Source organism: Pseudomonas sp. B19(2017), from assembly GCF_002113165.1.
Taxonomy (GTDB): Bacteria; Pseudomonadota; Gammaproteobacteria; order Pseudomonadales; family Pseudomonadaceae; genus Aquipseudomonas.
In genome coordinates this window covers 1-18136 of record NZ_NEJR01000030.1, presented here as the reverse complement: position 1 = coordinate 18136, position 18136 = coordinate 1, and the positions used below count along the sequence as shown (strand labels likewise).

Genomic DNA, 18136 nt, shown 5'->3' with positions numbered 1-18136 from the left:
GAGCGGGCGTGCCCGCGAATGCGGCAGTGAATCCACCATCGCATTCGCGGGCACGCCCGCTCCCACAGGGTTCTAAGTAGCTTTCAAGATCAGCGCGGGATGACCGGCTGACGCGGCTTCTTGCCCTTGCCGCCACCACCCTTGCCCGCTTCCTTGCGCTCCTTGGCCGCCTGCTGGTTGCGCGCAAACGCTTCGGCCTTGGCTTTTTCACGCTTGTCCCACGGCTTGCTGCCATCACTGCCACGCGGCGGCAGCCCGGTGTGCTGGGTAAGGACCTTCTGCTCCTTGCCCACCTTGTGGCTACCGGCCGGGGTCGAATTCTTGCGGCGCGCACTCTGGTAGGTGTCGGTCTGCGGCTGGTGCAGCGGGATCAACTGGTGCTTGCCCGGCCCGATCAGGTCAGCGCGGCCCATGCGCTGCAGCGCTTCACGCAGCATCGGCCAGCCCTTGGGGTCGTGGTAACGCAAGAACGCCTTGTGCAGGCGGCGCTGCTCCTCGCTCTTGACGATCTCCACCCCTTCGCTCTTGTAGGTCACCTTGCGCAGCGGGTTCTTGCCCGAGTGGTACATGGCCGTGGCCGAGGCCATCGGCGACGGGTAGAACGCCTGCACCTGGTCGGCTCGGAAGCCGTTGCCTTTCAGCCACAGGGCCAGGTTCATCATGTCTTCGTCGGTGGTGCCCGGGTGCGCGGCGATGAAGTACGGGATCAGGTACTGTTCCTTGCCCGCCTCTTTCGAGAACTTCTCGAACATGCGCTTAAAGCGGTCATAAGTGCCGATGCCCGGCTTCATCATCTTGTCCAGCGGGCCACGCTCGGTGTGCTCCGGGGCAATCTTCAGGTAGCCGCCAACATGGTGGGTGACCAGTTCCTTGACGTACTCCGGCGATTCCACCGCCAGGTCGTAACGCAGACCCGAGGCGATCAGGATCTTCTTCACACCCGGCAAGGCACGGGCCTTGCGGTACAGTTCGATCAGCGAGCTGTGGTCGGTGTTGAGGTTTTCGCAGATGCCCGGGAACACGCACGACGGCTTGCGGCAGTGCTTCTCGATCTCGTGGCTCTTGCAGGCGATGCGGTACATGTTGGCGGTTGGCCCGCCAAGGTCGGAGACCACGCCGGTGAAGCCCGGCACCTTGTCACGCATCTCTTCGATCTCATGCAGGATCGATTCGTGCGAGCGGTTCTGGATGATGCGGCCTTCATGTTCGGTAATCGAGCAGAAGGTGCAGCCACCGAAGCAGCCACGCATGATGTTCACCGAAAAACGGATCATCTCGTAGGCCGGGATGCGCTCCTTGCCATAGGCCGGGTGCGGTACACGGGCGTAGGGCATGCCGAACACGTAGTCCATTTCCTCGGTGGTCATGGGGATGGGTGGCGGGTTGAACCACACATCCACCTCGCCATGCTTCTGCACCAGGGCGCGGGCATTGCCCGGGTTGGTCTCCAGGTGCAGCACGCGGTTGGCATGGGCGTACAGCACCGGGTCGTTACGCACCTTTTCGAACGATGGCAGGCGGATCACCGACTTGTCGCGGGTCATGCGCGGGCTGTCGAGAATCTGTACGACCTTGGCTTCGTTCGGGTCTTCCACCTCGCCCTTGGCCTGCTCGATGGCACAGGCCTGGGTGTCCTGGGTATTCACGTACGGGTTGATGATCTTGTCCACACGGCCTGGGCGGTCAATGCGGGTAGAGTCGATCTCGTACCAGCCCTCGGGGGTATCGCGACGAACGAAAGCGGTACCGCGCACATCGGTGATGGTTTCGATCTTCTCGCCGTTGGACAGGCGCTGGGCCACCTCGACCACCGCGCGTTCGGCGTTGCCGAACAGCAGGATGTCGGCGCTGGCGTCGATCAGGATCGAGTGGCGGACCTTGTCCTGCCAGTAGTCGTAGTGAGCGATACGGCGCAACGACGCCTCGATGCCGCCCAATACGATCGGTACATGCTTGTAGGCTTCCTTGCAGCGCTGGCTGTACACCAGGCTGGCACGGTCCGGACGCTTGCCGGCCAGGCCGCCCGGGGTATAGGCGTCGTCGGAGCGGATCTTCTTGTCCGCGGTGTAGCGGTTGATCATCGAGTCCATGTTGCCCGCGGCCACGCCGAAGAACAGGTTCGGTTCGCCGAGCTTCATGAAGTCGTCTTTCGACTGCCAGTTCGGCTGGGCGATGATGCCCACGCGGAAGCCCTGGGCTTCCAGCAGGCGGCCGATGATGGCCATGCCGAACGACGGGTGGTCGACGTAGGCATCACCGGTCACGATGATGATGTCGCAGGAATCCCAGCCGAGCAGATCCATCTCCTCCCTGCTCATCGGCAGGAAAGGTGCTGGCCCGAAGCATTCGGCCCAGTACTTGGGATAGTCGTAGAGTGGTTTGGCTGCTTGCATGTCAGTGACCGGTTCTGGTGTGCAGGGAAATCGCGGGCGCGGAATATAGCACAAAATTTGACCAAATCCGACTGGATTCGTGGGGATTCGCGACGCAAGGCCGCTCCCACATTTGTTTCGGGCCAGTTACTCCTGCACCTTAGGCGCGCGTGCCAAGGGAAATTATCGACTGCCTGGGCCGGCCTCTTCGCGGGCACGCCCGCTCCCACAAGGTCACCGCATACTTCGCGACTTGCCCCGTACCTGTGGGAGCGGGCATGCCCGCGAAAGGGCCCATCCAGGCGAAATATCCCTGATGCCTTATAGCAGGCATCTGCGACAGTTTTTGTTGCGCCTATCAGATCCCGGCAGGCTTCAAGAGCTAGGAAGATTACCCACAGAAAAACCTGAGCCTGCTTCAGCCGACGATGACCGCGCCGCACCCTTGCTGAGCGATCGCAATCTCTTCAGATCTTTACTAAATGTTTAGCCTCTCCAACCCTCAGAAAATGCTAACCGGCTAATTATTAGTGAATTTTCTTCATCTATTAAAAAATTGTAGGAATCGAACTTCAAGTATCAGTAAAAAATCCCACGATAATTTTGCCCAACAAGTCCCGAGCAGATCTTGAACCAAGAAAAAAATAAGTGATACAACAGTGACGCGCTGAAAGGCGCACTCAAATCAACTCTATAGGAGCACTACATATGCAGTACCCGCTTTTCACCCCCCGCGCACCGATCTCAGCGTACGCGGGCAAGTCAAGCGAACACTGATCAACCTGGAAAAACATAATAAGACCGCATTCTATCGCACGCTTTATCAGCATCCGAATTTCGCTACGGTTGTTCAGGTGTTCATACCCGGACTGGAACGCTTCCACCTGATCAGATCAGGTATTCCTGTTGCACCACAGATTGCACTCAAGGCATAAGGCAATGACATGCAAATCTATCGAGGAATTCTCGCTGCCCTAAGCGCAACACTAATCCTGAAAATCGCGACCGTGGTACCTGCCCTAATCCTGGCAGACATCATTGACAACCTGGCCACTTCAGCTGCTTCTTCCCAGCTTCTGCTCGGAGCCTTCATTTGCCTTGTCGCATTACAAGCCTCAATGACCCCTTTGCAAACCTGGTGCCTGGCGTGGCTCTGCCAGGAACGCGTGAAACAACTCTCCATCCGCTGGTGCCGCGCATTGCTGGACAAACGCTTCGAGGCCTATGGACAACTCCATGGCGGAACACTGGTAAAGGTGCTTGATAGGGGCATTACCGCGCAGGAGCGGTGGTTAGGCTTTCTGATTGGCTCGGCATGGCCGGTGCTGGCCGAAGCTGCAGTGCTGATAACGCTTTTCGCATACCTGGGGGCTACTTCGGTATTGATGGGTCTCATCCCCTTGAGCCTGGCATACCTGTGGGCCAATAATCGCCTGGTCCGCTGGCGCCGGCCACATATCGAGGCAGTGAATGCGCGCGAGGATGAACTGGCGGAACAATGGGTGGATACCTTCGCCAGTGCGGCAACGGTCAAACTGGAAAAGGCCGAGGATGCAGCGATGCTCCCGGTCAACCAGACACTCTCACTCTATGCCGACTCAGCGGTGCGGGTAGCTCACAGTGGCGGTTGGATTCAGGGCCTGCGCACGCTGTTCATAGGCCTGGGCAGTGGCGGTTTGCTCATGTGGGGCATCCATGATCAGGCTCAGTCAACACCGCAGTTGAGCGTGGGCGAGCTGGTTGCCCTTTTCACATTGGTGAGTGGATTGCTGGCAGGGGTTGCGCAACTGGCTGAGGCCTGGCGATTGTTAGACCAATTCAGGCTAGACAAACGCAAACTTGAGCACTGGCTCCAGCTCCCCTCGTTCGGCCCGTCATGCTCTACTGAGACGAAGTCCTACAACAATGACGCAGTGCTGAGCATCTTCCCGTGCCTGATGAAGGCTCGGAACACCGTGCAACTGCAAATAGAAGAACCCTTGGTACTGCACAAGGCAGAACGAGTCGCGCTGATCGGGCCCAGCGGTTGTGGTAAATCTACACTTCTGCATGCGCTGGCAGGAACGGTATTCCAGTTGCGCAAGCACGTTCACTTGCACGGCAGGTGCCTGGCTTCGCTCGACGCTAGTGAACAGTTCAGTCGTTTACGACTCTGCCCTCAGGATGCGCACTTCATACCCGGCCCCCTGCCCCGCGCGGTGCTATTCGAGCAGGCTCATGATCGCGCTCAAATCGAACGATGGCTTGAACGGCTGGGCCTGGGCAAAGACTGGTACGAACTAGATCTTGATGCACGTGCAGAATTGATCTCGGGCGGCGAGGCACGCAGGCTGACGCTGCTACGCATTCTTAATCAGCCTGGGGAATTCAATTTCTTTGACGAACCCACAGCCGGGCTCGATGCCGGATCGGCTGAGCGCACCTGGGATCTGTTGTTCGAAGCATTTAAAGGGAGAGGGCTGATTTGCGTGACGCATGATCAGAGCGCGCTGTCGCGGTTTGACCGGGTTATCACCATGAGCGAGGGGCGGATCATCAGCCAAGTGCAAGCGGAGATCGCTTAGGACATTGAGCTAGCCGGCGATCACTGGCGCAGCCGATGTTATAAATCGCGTTGCCTGCTTCGCGGGCTTGCCCGCTCCCACAGGTACTGCGCCGGCTTCGCGTTAACGCTGTACCTGTGGGAGCGGCTTTAGCCGCGAACACCGGCGCAGCCGGTGCCATCCTCCGCGCTGGATTCTTCGCGGCTTAAGCCGCTCCCACAGGGTCCCTGCTAGCTCAGTGAGTCATGCGCAGCTGCAGGTAAACAGGTTTTATTCGTCATCGTCAAAGTTGTACATACCCGGCGCAAGGTTCTCGAAGCGGGTGTACTTACCAATAAACGCCAGGCGCACGAAGCCGATGGGGCCGTTACGCTGCTTACCGATGATGATTTCCGCCACGCCCTTGTGCTCGGTCTCGGGGTGGTACACCTCGTCGCGGTACACGAACATGATCACGTCGGCGTCCTGCTCGATCGCACCGGATTCACGCAAGTCGGAGTTCACCGGGCGTTTGTTAGGCCGCTGTTCCAGCGAGCGGTTCAGCTGCGACAGGGCGATGACCGGGCAGTTGAATTCCTTGGCCAGGGCTTTGAGCGAGCGGGAGATCTCGGAAATTTCGTTGGTCCGGTTGTCACCGGCCGAACCCGGGATCTGCATCAGCTGCAGGTAGTCGACCATGATCATGGCGATTTCGCCGTGCTCGCGAGCCAGGCGCCGGGTGCGCGCACGCATCTCCGAGGGGCTGATGCCGGCGGTATCGTCGATGAACAGCTTGCGGTCGTTGAGCAGGTTCACTGCGGAGGTCAGGCGTGGCCAGTCATCATCGTCCAGCTGGCCGGAACGCACCTTGGTCTGATCGATACGGCCCAGGGACGACAGCATACGCATGATCAGCGATTCACCTGGCATCTCGAGGGAGAACACCAGTACCGCTTTGTCGGTACGCAGTACGGCATTTTCCACCAGGTTCATGGCGAAGGTGGTCTTACCCATCGAGGGTCGGCCGGCGACGATGATCAGGTCGGCTGGCTGCAGGCCGCTGGTCTTCTCGTCGAGGTCGGTAAAGCCGGTGGATACACCGGTGATGTCGCTGTCGGAGTTGAACAGCGTATCGATGCGGTCGATGGCCATGGTCAACAGTTCGTTGACCCCCACCGGGCCACCGGTTTTCGGCCGCGCCTCGGCGATCTGGAAGATCTGCCGTTCGGCGTCGTCGAGGATTTCTTCGGCGTTGCGCCCTTGCGGGTTGAACGCGTTGTCAGCGATATCGGTACTGATGCTGATCAGCTGACGCAACGTGGCGCGTTCGCGAATGATCGCGGCGTAGGCCTTGATGTTGGCTACCGACGGGGTGTTCTTGGCCAGCTCGGCCAGGTACGCCAGCCCACCAACTTGCGAAGAAAGGCCTTCCTTGTCCAGCTGCTCGTGCAGGGTCACCACGTCGAATGGCTGGTTGGCGTCGGCCAACTTGTGCACGGCTCGGAAGATCAGGCGGTGGTCATGCCGGTAGAAGTCGCCGTCCGATACCTGGTCCAGCACCCGCTCCCAGGCGTTGTTGTCCAGCATCAGGCCACCGAGCACGGCCTGTTCGGCCTCGATGGAATGCGGCGGCACCTTCAGGGCTGCGGTTTGCAGGTCAAGCTGTTCGGAGGTGGTGATCTCGTTCATGGCCACGAAAGAATTCTGGAGGATGAAAAAGACAAAGGGCACGGCCTGTCGAAAACAGGACCGTGCCCGATGTTAACCGCCTGACCCACAAGGAGCCAGCCAGTCAGCGCAGCTTAGGCAGCTACGACGACCACACGTACGGTGGCTTCAACGTCGCTGTGCAGGTGCACGGCTACGTCGTATTCGCCAACCTGACGGATGGTGCCGTTCGGCAGACGAACTTCAGCCTTGGCCACTTCAACGCCGGAGGCGGTCAGGGCGTCAGCGATGTCGTGGGTGCCGATCGAACCGAACAGCTTGCCTTCGTCGCCAGCGGTGGCAGTGATGGTCACTTCCAGCTCGGCCAGTTGGGCAGCGCGGCTTTCAGCCGAAGCTTTCTTGTCAGCAGCTGCTTTTTCCAGCTCGGCGCGACGCTCTTCGAACGCGGCCAGGTTGGCGGCATTGGCAACGGTGGCCTTGCCGAATGGCAGCAGGAAGTTACGGCCGTAACCAGCCTTAACTTTTACTTTGTCGCCCAGGTTGCCCAGGTTAGCGACTTTTTCCAGCAGGATCAGTTCCATTTGGTAAAACCTCTTAACTTTTAACCTTCACCGTTCGCGGAGTCATTCCCCTTGGGGGACTTGCGACCGCGAAAATCAATCAGGCTGTCGACAATGGCCAGAACCATCAGCAACGGATAAATCAGCTGCATGATCAGCGGCAGCGTCACGTACATACCCACCAGCCAGAAACCGGCCAGTCGACCCTGTGCCACCAGCCCGTGCATCAAGGCGATGCCGGCCAGCACCAGTACCAGGCTCGAGGCCGATGCCAGGACGATGAACTGCGACCCGATGAACGGGGCCACCACCATCACTGCCACCAAGACCGCCATGGTCTGTTTCGGCAACTTCAGTTCGCGAAACTCGCGACCGAAACCTCCAGGGTTGTACAACGCTGCCTGCCAATAGCGCGCCAGCATCAACGCCAGCACACTGAACAATTGCACCGTCACTGCTGTGGAAGCGACCAGCACAGGGCGGATCAGCTCACCGGAGAGCACCGGCTGCCCTTCGATTTTCGGCATGGCTTCGGCAAACGCCTTGGCCAGCACATCGAAGGTTTGCGCCAGCGCCAGATCAAGCACGAGGCTAAACGCCACGGCGAACACGGCACTGGCGAGCAACACCCGGCTCCAGGGATGCTCGGCACGCAACATGGCGGCCAGGGCCAGGGCACCCGCAATCACCAGAAAGGTGATGGGATCGCCCATGACCCACACGGCCAGCCCGGCCAGCAAGCCGCCGGCGATGACCGTTGTAGCATCCTTGAACCCACGCCGCAGCAGCACAAGGCTGCCGGCAGCGGCACTCAACCAGAACAGCAGCGGCAGTACCGCGCTGATGACCACCACGAGGGTGGCCTGCACACGACCGCGCATGATGAAACTTGCTAACGCTCGCATGCTAATCCCTTACTGCTTGTCGACGACCCGGTCTCAGCGGCCGTGGCTGTCGGTGTAGGGCAGCAGGGCCAGGAAGCGGGCGCGCTTGATAGCGGTAGCCAGCTGACGCTGATAACGAGCTTTGGTACCGGTGATACGGCTTGGAACGATCTTGCCGGTTTCGGATACGTAAGCTTTCAGGGTGTTGAGATCTTTGAAGTCGATCTCTTTCACGTCTTCAGCAGTGAAGCGGCAGAATTTACGACGACGGAAGAAACGTGCCATTTAATAGGCTCCTCTAAAGGTCCGTGGATTACTCGTCAGCGTTATCGCTGGAGTCGCTGTCATTGCTGTCGTCGCCTTCGGCGGAGTCAGCATGCTCAGGACGCTCGCGACGCTCACGGCGCTCGCTGCGGTTCTCTTCAGCCTTCAGCATCTCGGACTGGCCGGTAACGGCTTCGTCACGACGGATGACCAGGTTACGGATAACGGCATCGTTGTAGCGGAAGTTGTCTTCCAGCTCGGCCAGGGCCTTGCCGGTGCACTCAACGTTCAGCATCACGTAGTGAGCCTTGTGAACATTGTTGATTGCGTAGGCCAGTTGACGACGGCCCCAGTCTTCCAGGCGGTGGATCTTGCCACCATCTTCTTCGATCAGCTTGGTGTAACGCTCAACCATGCCGCCGACTTGTTCGCTCTGGTCCGGGTGAACCAGGAAGATGATTTCGTAATGACGCATGAATGCTCCTTACGGGTTAGTAGTCTGCCAGTGAATCTGGTCAGACAAGGAGTGAATGACACTGTATGTCTTGCACGGAGGGGAGGCACATGTGCGCCTGCCAGCTCGGCAAGGGGCGCAATTGTAGAGAAGGCGGGGCGTACAAGCAAGGTGATTGGCGAATATTTGAACAGCCTGAAAAAATTCAGAATGTGTCAGGCCCCATTCGCGGGCACGCCCGCTCCCACAGGTCAACTGCTGCCTTTGGCATTGCAGATTACCTGTGGGAGCGGGCGCGCCCGCGAAGAGGCCGGCGCAGCTTATAGATCAGCGCTTGGCCTGACGCTGGCGCACAGCCTCGAACAGACACACGCCAGTCGCCACCGACACGTTCAGGCTGCTGACACTACCGCCCATCGGCAACTTCACCAGGAAATCGCAATGTTCGCGGGTCAGCCGGCGCATGCCCTTGCCTTCCGCGCCCATGATCATTACCAGCGGCCCGGTCAGGTCCTGCTGGTAGATCTCCTGCTCGGCTTCACCGGCTGTGCCGACCACCCACAGACCACGCTGCTGCAATTTCTCCAGCGTACGCGCCAGGTTGGTCACGGCCACCAACGGAATCACTTCGGCGGCGCCGCAAGCCACCTTGCGCACAACCGGGGTAAGGGTTGCCGATTTGTCCTTGGGTACGATTACTGCCGTAGCACCCGCCGCATCGGCGGTACGCAGGCAGGCACCGAGGTTGTGCGGGTCGGTGACACCGTCCAGCACCAGGATCAGCGGCGGCGTTTCCGTGCGCTCAAGCAGCTCCTCGAGCATCAACTCGCCCCACACCTGGCTGGGGCTCACCTCGGCAACCACGCCCTGATGCACACCCTCTACCCAGGCATCCAGCTCACGACGCTCGGCCTGGCCGACCGGCACACGGTTCTCCGCGGCCAGCGCCAGCAAGGTTTCGAGGCGTGGCTCGCTGCGCCCTTCCGACAGCCAGATCTGCTTGACCCGCTTCGGATGGTGCTGCAGCAATGCCTGTACGGCGTGCACACCGTAGATCTTTTCCAGCTGACTCATGACTTGCTCTTGCTCTTGCGTGGCGCACCGGACTTCGGCGGGCCTTTACGGTGCTTGGTCGGCTTGCCGGATGACTTGCCGCCCTTGTCCGACTTGCTGCTGGCATGGCCGCCAGTGCGCGCCTCGCTCATCAGCGCCTTCTTCATTTCGCGGCTCTTGCGCACTTCGGCGTTACGCTGCACGGCATCTTTCGGGAAGTATGCCTCAGCGGTTTCGCTCTTGCGGCTGCGTGGTTTCGGCGTAGCCTTGGCCTCGACCGGTGCCTGCGCGGGCTGCTCGGTTGCTGGCGCAGCGCCACGCTGCTTGCGGCCGATCGGCGCAGCGAGGGTTTTCTCCGACACTTCGAAGTCGATCTTGCGCTCGTCGAGGTCAACACGCATGACCTTGACTTCGATGGTGTCGCCCAGGCGGAAGCTGCGCCCGGTACGCTCACCGGAGAGGCGGTGATGCACCGGATCGAAGTGATAGTAGTCACCCGGCAGCGCACTGACGTGCACCAGGCCTTCTACATAGATGTCGGTCAGCTCGACGAACAGGCCGAAGCCGGTCACCGCGGTGATCACACCCGGGAAGGTCTCGCCCACGCGGTCCTTCATGAACTCGCACTTGAGCCAGTTGACCACGTCACGGGTGGCTTCATCGGCCCGGCGCTCGGTCATCGAGCACTGCTCGCCGAGCTGCTCGAGGGTGTTCTCGTCGTACGGGTAGATGCGCGCCTTGGGAATGCTCATGGCGCCGGCACGCTTGACGTGCGGGGTATCCACCCTGGAGCGGATGATGCTGCGGATGGCGCGGTGCACCAGCAGGTCCGGGTAACGGCGGATCGGCGAGGTGAAGTGGGTGTACGCTTCGTAGTTCAGGCCGAAGTGCCCGTTGTTTTCGGTGCTGTACACGGCCTGGCTCAGCGAGCGCAGCATCACCGTCTGGATCAGGTGGAAGTCCGGGCGCCCGGCGATGCTTGCCAGCAGGGCCTGGTAGTCCTTCGGCGACGGGTCCTTGCCCTTGTGCAGGCTCAGGCCCAGTTCACCCAGGAAGGCGCGCAGCTTTTCCAGACGCTCCGGCGGCGGGCCATCGTGCACGCGGTACAGCGCCGGCACGCCGTGCTTCTGCAGGAACTCGGCGGTGGCAACGTTGGCCGCCAGCATGCATTCCTCGATCAGCTTGTGAGCATCGTTGCGCACAGTCGGGCGAATTTCAGCGATCTTGCGCTCGTCACCGAAGATGATGCGGGTTTCCTGGGTCTCGAAGTCGATGGCGCCACGGGTGTGACGGGCATCCACCAGCACCTTGTACAGGTTGTACAGGTTCTTCAGGTCCGGGACGACGGCCTTGTACTCCTCGCGCAGCGCCTTGCCCTCACGGGTACGCGAGTGCTCGAGCATGCTGCTGACCTTGTTGTAGGTCAGGCGGGCGTGGGAGTGGATGACGCCTTCGTAGAACTGGTAATCGACCATCTGGCCGGCTTTGTTCATGGTCATTTCGCAGACCATGGCCAGGCGATCGACATGCGGGTTCAGCGAGCACAGGCCGTTGGACAGCTCTTCGGGGAGCATCGGCACCACGCGCTCGGGGAAGTACACCGAGTTGCCGCGCTGCTGGGCCTCGACGTCCAGGGCCGAGCCCAGGCGCACGTAGCTGGACACGTCGGCGATAGCCACATAAAGGCGCCAGCCACCGGAGAACAGGCGCAGCTTGCCCAGCGGCTCGCAATAAACGGCATCGTCGAAGTCGCGGGCGTCCTCGCCGTCGATGGTAACGAACGGCAGGTGGCGCAGGTCGACGCGCTTTTCCTTGTCCTTCTCTTCGACTTCGGAGCGGAACTTGCGCGCTTCCTTGATCACGTCCTTGGGCCAGACGTGCGGGATATCGTAGCTGCGCAGGGCAACGTCGATCTCCATGCCCGGCGCCATGTAGTTGCCGATGACTTCGACAACGTCGCCTTGCGGCTGGAAGCGCGGGGTTGGCCAGTGGGTGATCTTTATCTCGACGAACTGGCCGATCTTGGCGCCGCCGTTGCGCCCGGCAGTGACCAGCACTTCTTGCTGGATCTTCGGGTTGTCCGGGGTCACGTAGCCGATACCGCCTTCTTCGAAGTAACGGCCGACCACGCTTTCGTGGGCACGGGAGATGATTTCGACCAGCACGCCTTCGCGGCGGCCACGCCGGTCAACGCCAGACACGCGGGCCAGGCCGCGGTCACCGTCGAATACCAGGCGCATCTGCGACGGGCTGAGGAACAGGTCTTCGCTGCCGTCGTCCGGAATAAGGAAGCCGAAGCCGTCGCGGTGACCGGAGACGCGACCACAGATCAGGTCCAGCTTGTCTACCGGGGCATAGGTGCCGCGCCGGGTATAGATAAGCTGGCCGTCGCGCTCCATGGCACGCAGGCGGCGACGCAGGGCTTCGATCTGGTCTTCCTCGTACAGACCGAACTCGGCCGCCAGCTCCTCGCGTGCGGCCGGTTCGCCACGGTCGGCGAGGCGCTGCAGGATCAGCTCACGGCTGGGAATGGGGTTGTCGTATTTTTCCGCTTCGCGAGCGGCCTCGGGATCGAGGGATTGCCAATCGGCCATCAGAAGGGGTTCACCTTGGGGTATATAGATAGGAATTCTGGCATAGGCGTATTGAAACCGGAAATGTCAGCCTTGGACAGCCCCACCGGCACCTCCGGCGGGCAGGAATAGGCCTGCGGAATCAACAAGTTGAATTTTTTGAATTTTTTTTTGCTCAGGGGGTTTACAGCCCCCCGGACCGTCCGTATAGTGCGCACCACAACGACGGACAACCCCGAAGTTGTAGTAGAGATGAACGACGCTGTAAAGCATCTTTTAATCTCGAATGTGTGCCCAGGTGGCGGAATTGGTAGACGCGCTGGTTTCAGGTATCAGTGGCTTAACGGCCGTGGAAGTTCGAGTCTTCTCCTGGGCACCAAATATTTTCAAGTAACAGATGACCAAGGATCTGTTACTACTGTGTGAAAGCGAACGATAGTCGCCTTCTCCAGATGATGCAAAGCTTTGCCCAGGTGGCGGAATTGGTAGACGCGCTGGTTTCAGGTATCAGTGACTTAACGGTCGTGGAAGTTCGAGTCTTCTCCTGGGCACCATACAAAAACCCACTAGCTTGCTAGTGGGTTTTTTCTTGCCTGCGATTTTTGTATCACCCCTCTTCCGGGCATAGGTGCAAACCTGCACCGGCCTCTTCGCGGGCACGCCCGCTCCCACAAGTGCAGCACAGGGAGCGGGCGTGCCCGCGAAGGGACCGGAGCAGCCACCCCACCTTCAAGACTTACACCTTGGTCTGCCCCATGAATTTCTCCTCACCCGGCCACTTGAGAAACGATTTCGTTTACCATTGTTTCCAAATATGTAGCCGTAAGCGAGGAAGTACCCGCATGACGATCCGCCCGCAACCGCTGATGCGTACCTTGGCCGCCGCCGTGCTAAGCCTGGTCATCGGCGCACCGGCCGCCATGGCAGACGCACCGGTCACCCTGACAATGTACAACGGTCAGCACAAGGAAATCGGCGAAGCCATCGCCAAGGCCTACGAGGCCAAGACCGGTATCCACATCAATATCCGCAAGGGCAGCAGCAATCAGCTGGCCAGCCAGATCATCGAGGAAGGCGAGCGTTCGCCCGCCGACATCATCTACACCGAAGAGTCCCCGCCGCTGAACAACCTCGGCGAGCTGGGCCTGCTGGCGAAGATCGACGACGTCACGCTGAATATGCTGCCCAAGGAATACGTAGGCGCAAACGGCACCTGGATGGGCGTCACCGCACGCACCCGCGTGGTGGTGTACAACCCGAAGAAGATCGACGAAAAAGACCTGCCGACCACGGTCATGGATTTCGCCGGCCCTGAATGGGACGGCCGCGTAGGTTACGTGCCCACCAGCGGCGCTTTCCAGGAACAGGCTGTGGCCATCCTGAAAATGCACGGTCGAGAAGCCACCGAAGAATGGCTGACCGGCCTGAAAGCTTTCGGCAAGACCTACACCAACAACATGGTCGCACTGAAAGCCGTGGAAAAAGGCGAAGTCGCCGCCGTACTGGTGAACAACTACTACTGGTACGCCCTTGAGCGCGAGCGCGGCAAGCTCGACTCCAGGCTGTACTACCTGGCCGACGGCGACGCCGGCAACCTGGTGACCATCTCTGGCGCCGCGGCGGTAAAAGCCAGCAAGCACCCGAAGGAAGCCCAGGCACTGCTCAACTGGATGGCCAGCGAAGAAGGCCAGCGTGTGATCACCCAGACCACCGCCGAGTACCCGCTGCACAAGGGCATGGTTTCTGACCGTGGCCTGAAGCCGTTCGAAGAGCTGCGCCCGCCAAAAATCTCGCCGGCTGACCTGGGCAATGCCGAGGAAGCCATCGAGCTTGAACGCGAGGTCGGCCTGCTCTGATGACTGCCGCCCTGTCCGAGCCGGTGCCGGCACGCTTCGTACCGCGCCGCAAGCGCCCGTCCATCTGGGTAGTGCTGCCTGTGCTGTTCCTGGTGGCGATGAGCTTGTTGCCGCTGCTGTATGTCGCCATCAAAGCCTGGGAAGCCGGCTGGCGGGAGGCTCTGCACCTGCTGTGGCGGCCCTTTGTCTGGGGGCTGATGCGCAACACCCTGATGCTGATGGTCGGGGTGACGCTGACCTGCATGGTAGTCGGCCTGGCCCTGGCCTGGCTGCTTGAGCGCAGCAACCTGGCCGGTCGTCGGCTGTGGGGCGTGGTGCTGTGCCTGCCGTTCGCCGTACCGTCTTTCGTCAGCAGTTTCACCTGGGTATCGCTGAGCTCGGACTTCGAGGGCCTGGGCGGAGCGATCCTGGTCATGGCCCTGTCCAAGTACCCACTGGTGTTCCTGCCTGTGGCCGCCACCCTGCGCAACCTCGACACCTCGCTGGAGGAGTCGGCGCGCACCTTGGGTTGCAGCCGCTGGGGCGTGTTCAGCAAAGTCACCCTGCCGCTGCTGTGGCCGTCGATGCTCGGCGGCGCGCTGCTGATCGCCCTGCACATGCTGGTGGAGTTCGGCGCACTGTCGATTCTCGGCCTGCAGACCTTCACCACAGCGATCTACCAGCAGTTCGAACTGGAGTTCAGCAATGCCAATGCGGCCATGCTGTCTGCCGTGCTGCTCGCACTTTGCCTGGTGATGCTGTGGCTGGAGCTGCGGGTACGCGGCAAGGCTCGCCATGTACGCATCGGTCAAGGTGTGGCACGGCGCGCGCAACCGGTACGGCTGCGTGGCTGGGCGGTATTGGCGCAGCTTTTCTGCCTGCTGTTGGCGGTGCTGGGCAGCGGTATTCCGCTGGCCATGTTGGGCTACTGGCTGAGCGTGGGCTCGTCAGCGGCGTTCCCGGTGGCGGCCATCTCCAAAGCGCTGTTCACTTCGTTGTCGGTCTCGCTTGGCGGCGCCGGCTTCTGCGTGCTGCTGGCCTTGCCGATCAGCTTCCTGGTGGTGCGCTACAAGGGCCGCCTGGCGATCTGGGCCGAACGCCTGCCGTACCTGCTGCACGCCCTGCCCGGCCTGGTGATTGCCCTGACCCTGGTGTTCTTCGCCCTGCATTACGTGCCGGCGCTTTACCAGACCACGGCACTGTTGCTGCTGGCCTATGCGCTGCTGTTCCTGCCGCTGGCGCAGTCGCCGGTGCGCACTGCGCTGAACAAGGCGTCACCAACGCTGGAAGAAGCAGCGCGGACCCTGGGCGCGAGCAGCTTTGCGGCGTTCTGCCGGGTGACCCTGCCGATCATCTTCCCGGCCATGGCGGCGGCTTTTGCGCTGGTGTTTCTGGATGCGATGAAGGAACTGACGGCGACCTTGCTGCTCAGCCCTACCGGCATGACCACCTTGGCTACAGAAGTGTGGGCACATACGGCAAACGTCGAGTTCGCGGCTGCGGCGCCTTATGCGGCATTGTTGATCGTGGTGTCGGGGTTGCCCGTATATCTGCTGACTACGCGGATGTATCTGAACAAGGCATGACCTTCTTCGCGGGCTTGCCCGCTCCCACAGGTACCGTGCTCCTCTGAAGACCTGCGCAGCATCTGTAGGAGCGGCCTTGTGTCGCGATGGGCTGCGCAGCAGCCCCAGGATATCGACACCAACGCCGAAATTGTCGGGGCTGCTGCGCAGCCCATCGCGACACAAGGCCGCTCCTACAGGGACCGCGTCAAGCTCTGAATTGCCCCAGGCTGGCACGCAACTGTGCGGCCAGGTCATCCAGCACCTTGCTGCTGGCCGTGGTCTGCATCACCACCTCGGCCGAGCGTTCGGCCTGGGCGTGTATGGTTTCCACCCGCCCACGCACCGCCTGCGCCCCGCTCGCCTGCTGCTCGGCCGCCCGGGTGGCCAGGCCGATGGCTGCGTGCACCTGCTCCACCGCTGCCTGCACCGATTGCTGGCGGCGCTCGTTGTCACGCAGCACCAGAAGCCCCTCGCTGGCCTTTAGCCCTGCCTGGCTGATGGTGGCCACGGCCTCTTTGGCGCCCTTCTGCAACGCGGCAATATGCGCCTGGATATCACCCGTGGAGCTTTGCGTCTTGCTCGCCAGCGCCCGAACCTCGTCGGCCACCACGGCAAACCCCCGCCCGGTTTCGCCAGCACGGGCGGCTTCAATGGCCGCGTTCAAGGCCAACAGGTTGGTCTGCTCGGCAATACCGTGAATCACTGTCAGCACCACTTCGATCTGCTCGCTCTGCTTGGCCAGGCGCTCGATCACCTGAGAGCCAGCGTCTACCTGCCCAGCCAGGTTCTCGATCAAACCGGCCAACTGGGTCGAGGTGCGGCTGTTTTCATCGGTGGCCTGGCGGATATCCACTACTTGCTGCAACGCCGCCTGCATCGCGTGGCTTTCGGCCTGCGCCTCATCGGCCATGCTCGACAGGTCACGCAAGCTGGCCGCCACTTCATCGCGTTGCAGCGCAGCGGCGGCATCGGCGCCGGCGTTGCGCTGGGCCATCGCACCAATCTCCACCCCGGTACGCTGCGCCACCTCGCCCGCCTCGCGCACAATGGGTTGCAGCTTGTCGACGAAACGGTTCACCGCCGACGCCATATCGCCAATTTCGTCGCGGCTGTCCAGCGGCACGCGCTTGGTCAGGTCGCCCTCGCCGGCCGCCAGGTCATCCAGGGCGGCAATCAGCAGGCGCAGCTTGCTCAATACCCGGCGACCCAGCACCACCGCCACCACCAGCAGCACGCCGAGGCCGACCAGCACCAGACCCAGGCCGATGCGCCAGCGCAGCTCGCCAGCCGCATCGCGCACGGTCTGCGCGGTATTGGCTTGCATCGCGGCAGCACTGCCTTGCGCCTTCTCCAGGCGTTCGCGCAAGGTCTTGCCACTGTCGGCAGCGGCAGCCACCAGGCTGTCGCCAACCAATTGTTCGCCGCTGGCGATCAGGGCAGCGAAGCGCTGGTCGAGGGCCTTGAGTTCCTGGTCGATGCCGGCCGTGGAAACCCCCATCACCACCTTGCCGATTTCTGCCCCATTGGGGTTGATCGAGGCTTCGACGAAGTACACCGCCGAGTCACGCCGGGCGGCATCGATCACCTTGTCCAGCGCACGTTCGCCCTGGCCCTTGTCCATCAGCGCCTGGTTGATCGGGTTCTGCCGGTTCAGGTAGCGCGTCAGGTGCTGCCCCTGGGCGTCGTCGTAAACCACGAACAACACGTTGGGGTTACGCTGGGCACGCCGGGCGAAGTCGGAGAGCACCGGCACGTCGTTGTCCCAGATCGCCCGCGGGGCGACCGAAGCCAACAGCTCGGCCATGTCGTTGGCGGAGTCCTTGAGGTTCTTTTCCAGCGTACTGCGCAATTGCTGCTGCTCGCTTTGCAGGCGTGCCGACAGCCCTGCGCTCAGGCGCTGGCGGGTGCTGCTGGAGAGGCTGTCGAGGCCCGAGCGTACATCCTGCCCAGCCTGCTCCAGTTCGCCGGCAAGTTGACGGCTGTCATTGCCCAGACGCTCGCCCAGGTCGGCTTCCAGGGCGGTAACCGTGCTGCGAGTGAGCGCAACGGCAACCACTACCTGCACCAAAAGCGCGATACCAAGGGCAACAAACACAGGCCGCAAAAGGCGGCTTCGTAACAGTGAAAGGATGGCAGACACGGTGTAGCCCTCGTGTTTTCTGGCGCCACTACTTTGATGGCATCGTCAGAAACTTCTTACAGCAAGGGTTGTGCCGGAGACAGCAGGGATAAGTGCCAAGATTCAGCAATGGGTTTTCCTGTACTGGCCTCTTCGCGGGCTTGCCCGCTCTCATCAAACAAAATGCAACCCACTGTTTTTTAAGCACTCAGGCAGCCACCAGTTGATACCCCAGTTTCCGGGCTTTGCGAAGCAAAGCCCGGA

Annotated in this window: 11 protein-coding genes, 2 tRNA genes and 2 pseudogenes; 5 read left to right on the top strand and 10 right to left on the bottom strand. The window is 61.2% G+C overall.

From position 1 onward, the window contains the following. Positions 1 to 89 precede the first annotated feature (89 nt). Positions 90 to 2393 carry a YgiQ family radical SAM protein gene (locus CAF70_RS25265; protein WP_085627325.1) on the bottom strand — a complete coding sequence of 768 codons (2304 nt, stop codon included), beginning with the start codon at positions 2391 to 2393 and terminating at the stop codon, positions 90 to 92. Positions 2394 to 3316: 923 nt separating this feature from the next. Between CAF70_RS25265 and CAF70_RS25255 the strand changes: the two genes are divergently transcribed. Then, positions 3317 to 4936: an ATP-binding cassette domain-containing protein gene (locus CAF70_RS25255; protein WP_085627324.1), complete on the top strand. Its 1620-nt coding sequence runs from the start codon at positions 3317 to 3319 to the stop codon at positions 4934 to 4936. A 249-nt stretch (positions 4937 to 5185) separates the two neighbouring features. Here the strand turns inward: CAF70_RS25255 and dnaB are convergent, their stop codons facing one another. From dnaB to rnr, 7 genes are all read right to left on the bottom strand, one after another. After that, positions 5186 to 6583, bottom strand: coding sequence for a replicative DNA helicase (gene dnaB / locus CAF70_RS25250; protein WP_015271992.1), 1398 nt, complete (start codon positions 6581 to 6583; stop codon positions 5186 to 5188). 113 nt (positions 6584 to 6696) lie between these two features. Next, positions 6697 to 7143 carry a 50S ribosomal protein L9 gene (gene rplI / locus CAF70_RS25245; RefSeq protein WP_003249568.1) on the bottom strand — a complete coding sequence of 149 codons (447 nt, stop codon included), beginning with the start codon at positions 7141 to 7143 and terminating at the stop codon, positions 6697 to 6699. A 20-nt stretch (positions 7144 to 7163) separates the two neighbouring features. Further along, a complete protein-coding gene (locus CAF70_RS25240) occupies positions 7164 to 8027 on the bottom strand; it encodes a hypothetical protein (RefSeq protein ID WP_085627323.1) in 864 nt (287 codons plus the stop codon). A gap of 33 nt (positions 8028 to 8060) precedes the next feature. Continuing rightward, a complete protein-coding gene (gene rpsR, locus CAF70_RS25235) occupies positions 8061 to 8291 on the bottom strand; it encodes a 30S ribosomal protein S18 (protein WP_003249563.1) in 231 nt (76 codons plus the stop codon). Positions 8292 to 8319: 28 nt separating this feature from the next. After that, on the bottom strand, positions 8320 to 8745 hold the full coding sequence (gene rpsF / locus CAF70_RS25230; protein WP_003249557.1) for a 30S ribosomal protein S6: 426 nt from the start codon (positions 8743 to 8745) through the stop codon (positions 8320 to 8322). A 306-nt stretch (positions 8746 to 9051) separates the two neighbouring features. Next, entirely contained in the window at positions 9052 to 9798 is a 747-nt protein-coding gene (gene rlmB, locus CAF70_RS25225; RefSeq protein WP_060500394.1) for a 23S rRNA (guanosine(2251)-2'-O)-methyltransferase RlmB, read from the bottom strand. After that, positions 9795 to 12371, bottom strand: coding sequence for a ribonuclease R (gene rnr, locus CAF70_RS25220; RefSeq protein ID WP_085627322.1), 2577 nt, complete (start codon positions 12369 to 12371; stop codon positions 9795 to 9797). The genes rlmB and rnr overlap by 4 nt, the downstream gene beginning before the upstream one ends. 271 nt (positions 12372 to 12642) lie before the next feature. Here rnr and CAF70_RS25215 point away from each other — a divergent pair. The 4 genes from CAF70_RS25215 (at position 12643) to CAF70_RS25200 (ending at position 15771) form a co-directional block, all read left to right on the top strand. Continuing rightward, positions 12643 to 12729: transfer RNA gene (locus tag CAF70_RS25215), tRNA-Leu, on the top strand. 88 nt (positions 12730 to 12817) lie between these two features. Further along, a tRNA-Leu gene (locus tag CAF70_RS25210) sits at positions 12818 to 12904 on the top strand. A gap of 288 nt (positions 12905 to 13192) precedes the next feature. Further along, positions 13193 to 14206, top strand: a complete 1014-nt coding sequence (locus CAF70_RS25205; RefSeq protein WP_085627321.1) for an extracellular solute-binding protein — start codon at positions 13193 to 13195, stop codon at positions 14204 to 14206. Beyond that, positions 14206 to 15771: an iron ABC transporter permease gene (locus CAF70_RS25200; RefSeq protein ID WP_085627320.1), complete on the top strand. Its 1566-nt coding sequence runs from the start codon at positions 14206 to 14208 to the stop codon at positions 15769 to 15771. Before CAF70_RS25205 ends, CAF70_RS25200 begins: the two co-directional genes overlap by 1 nt. 187 nt (positions 15772 to 15958) lie before the next feature. Here CAF70_RS25200 and CAF70_RS28245 read toward each other — a convergent pair. After that, positions 15959 to 16504, bottom strand: a pseudogene (locus CAF70_RS28245) (methyl-accepting chemotaxis protein); the annotation flags it as partial. Between the two features lie 360 nt (positions 16505 to 16864). Next, a pseudogene (locus CAF70_RS28240) lies at positions 16865 to 17077 on the bottom strand (methyl-accepting chemotaxis protein); the annotation flags it as partial. Between the last annotated feature and the right edge of the window lie 1059 nt (positions 17078 to 18136).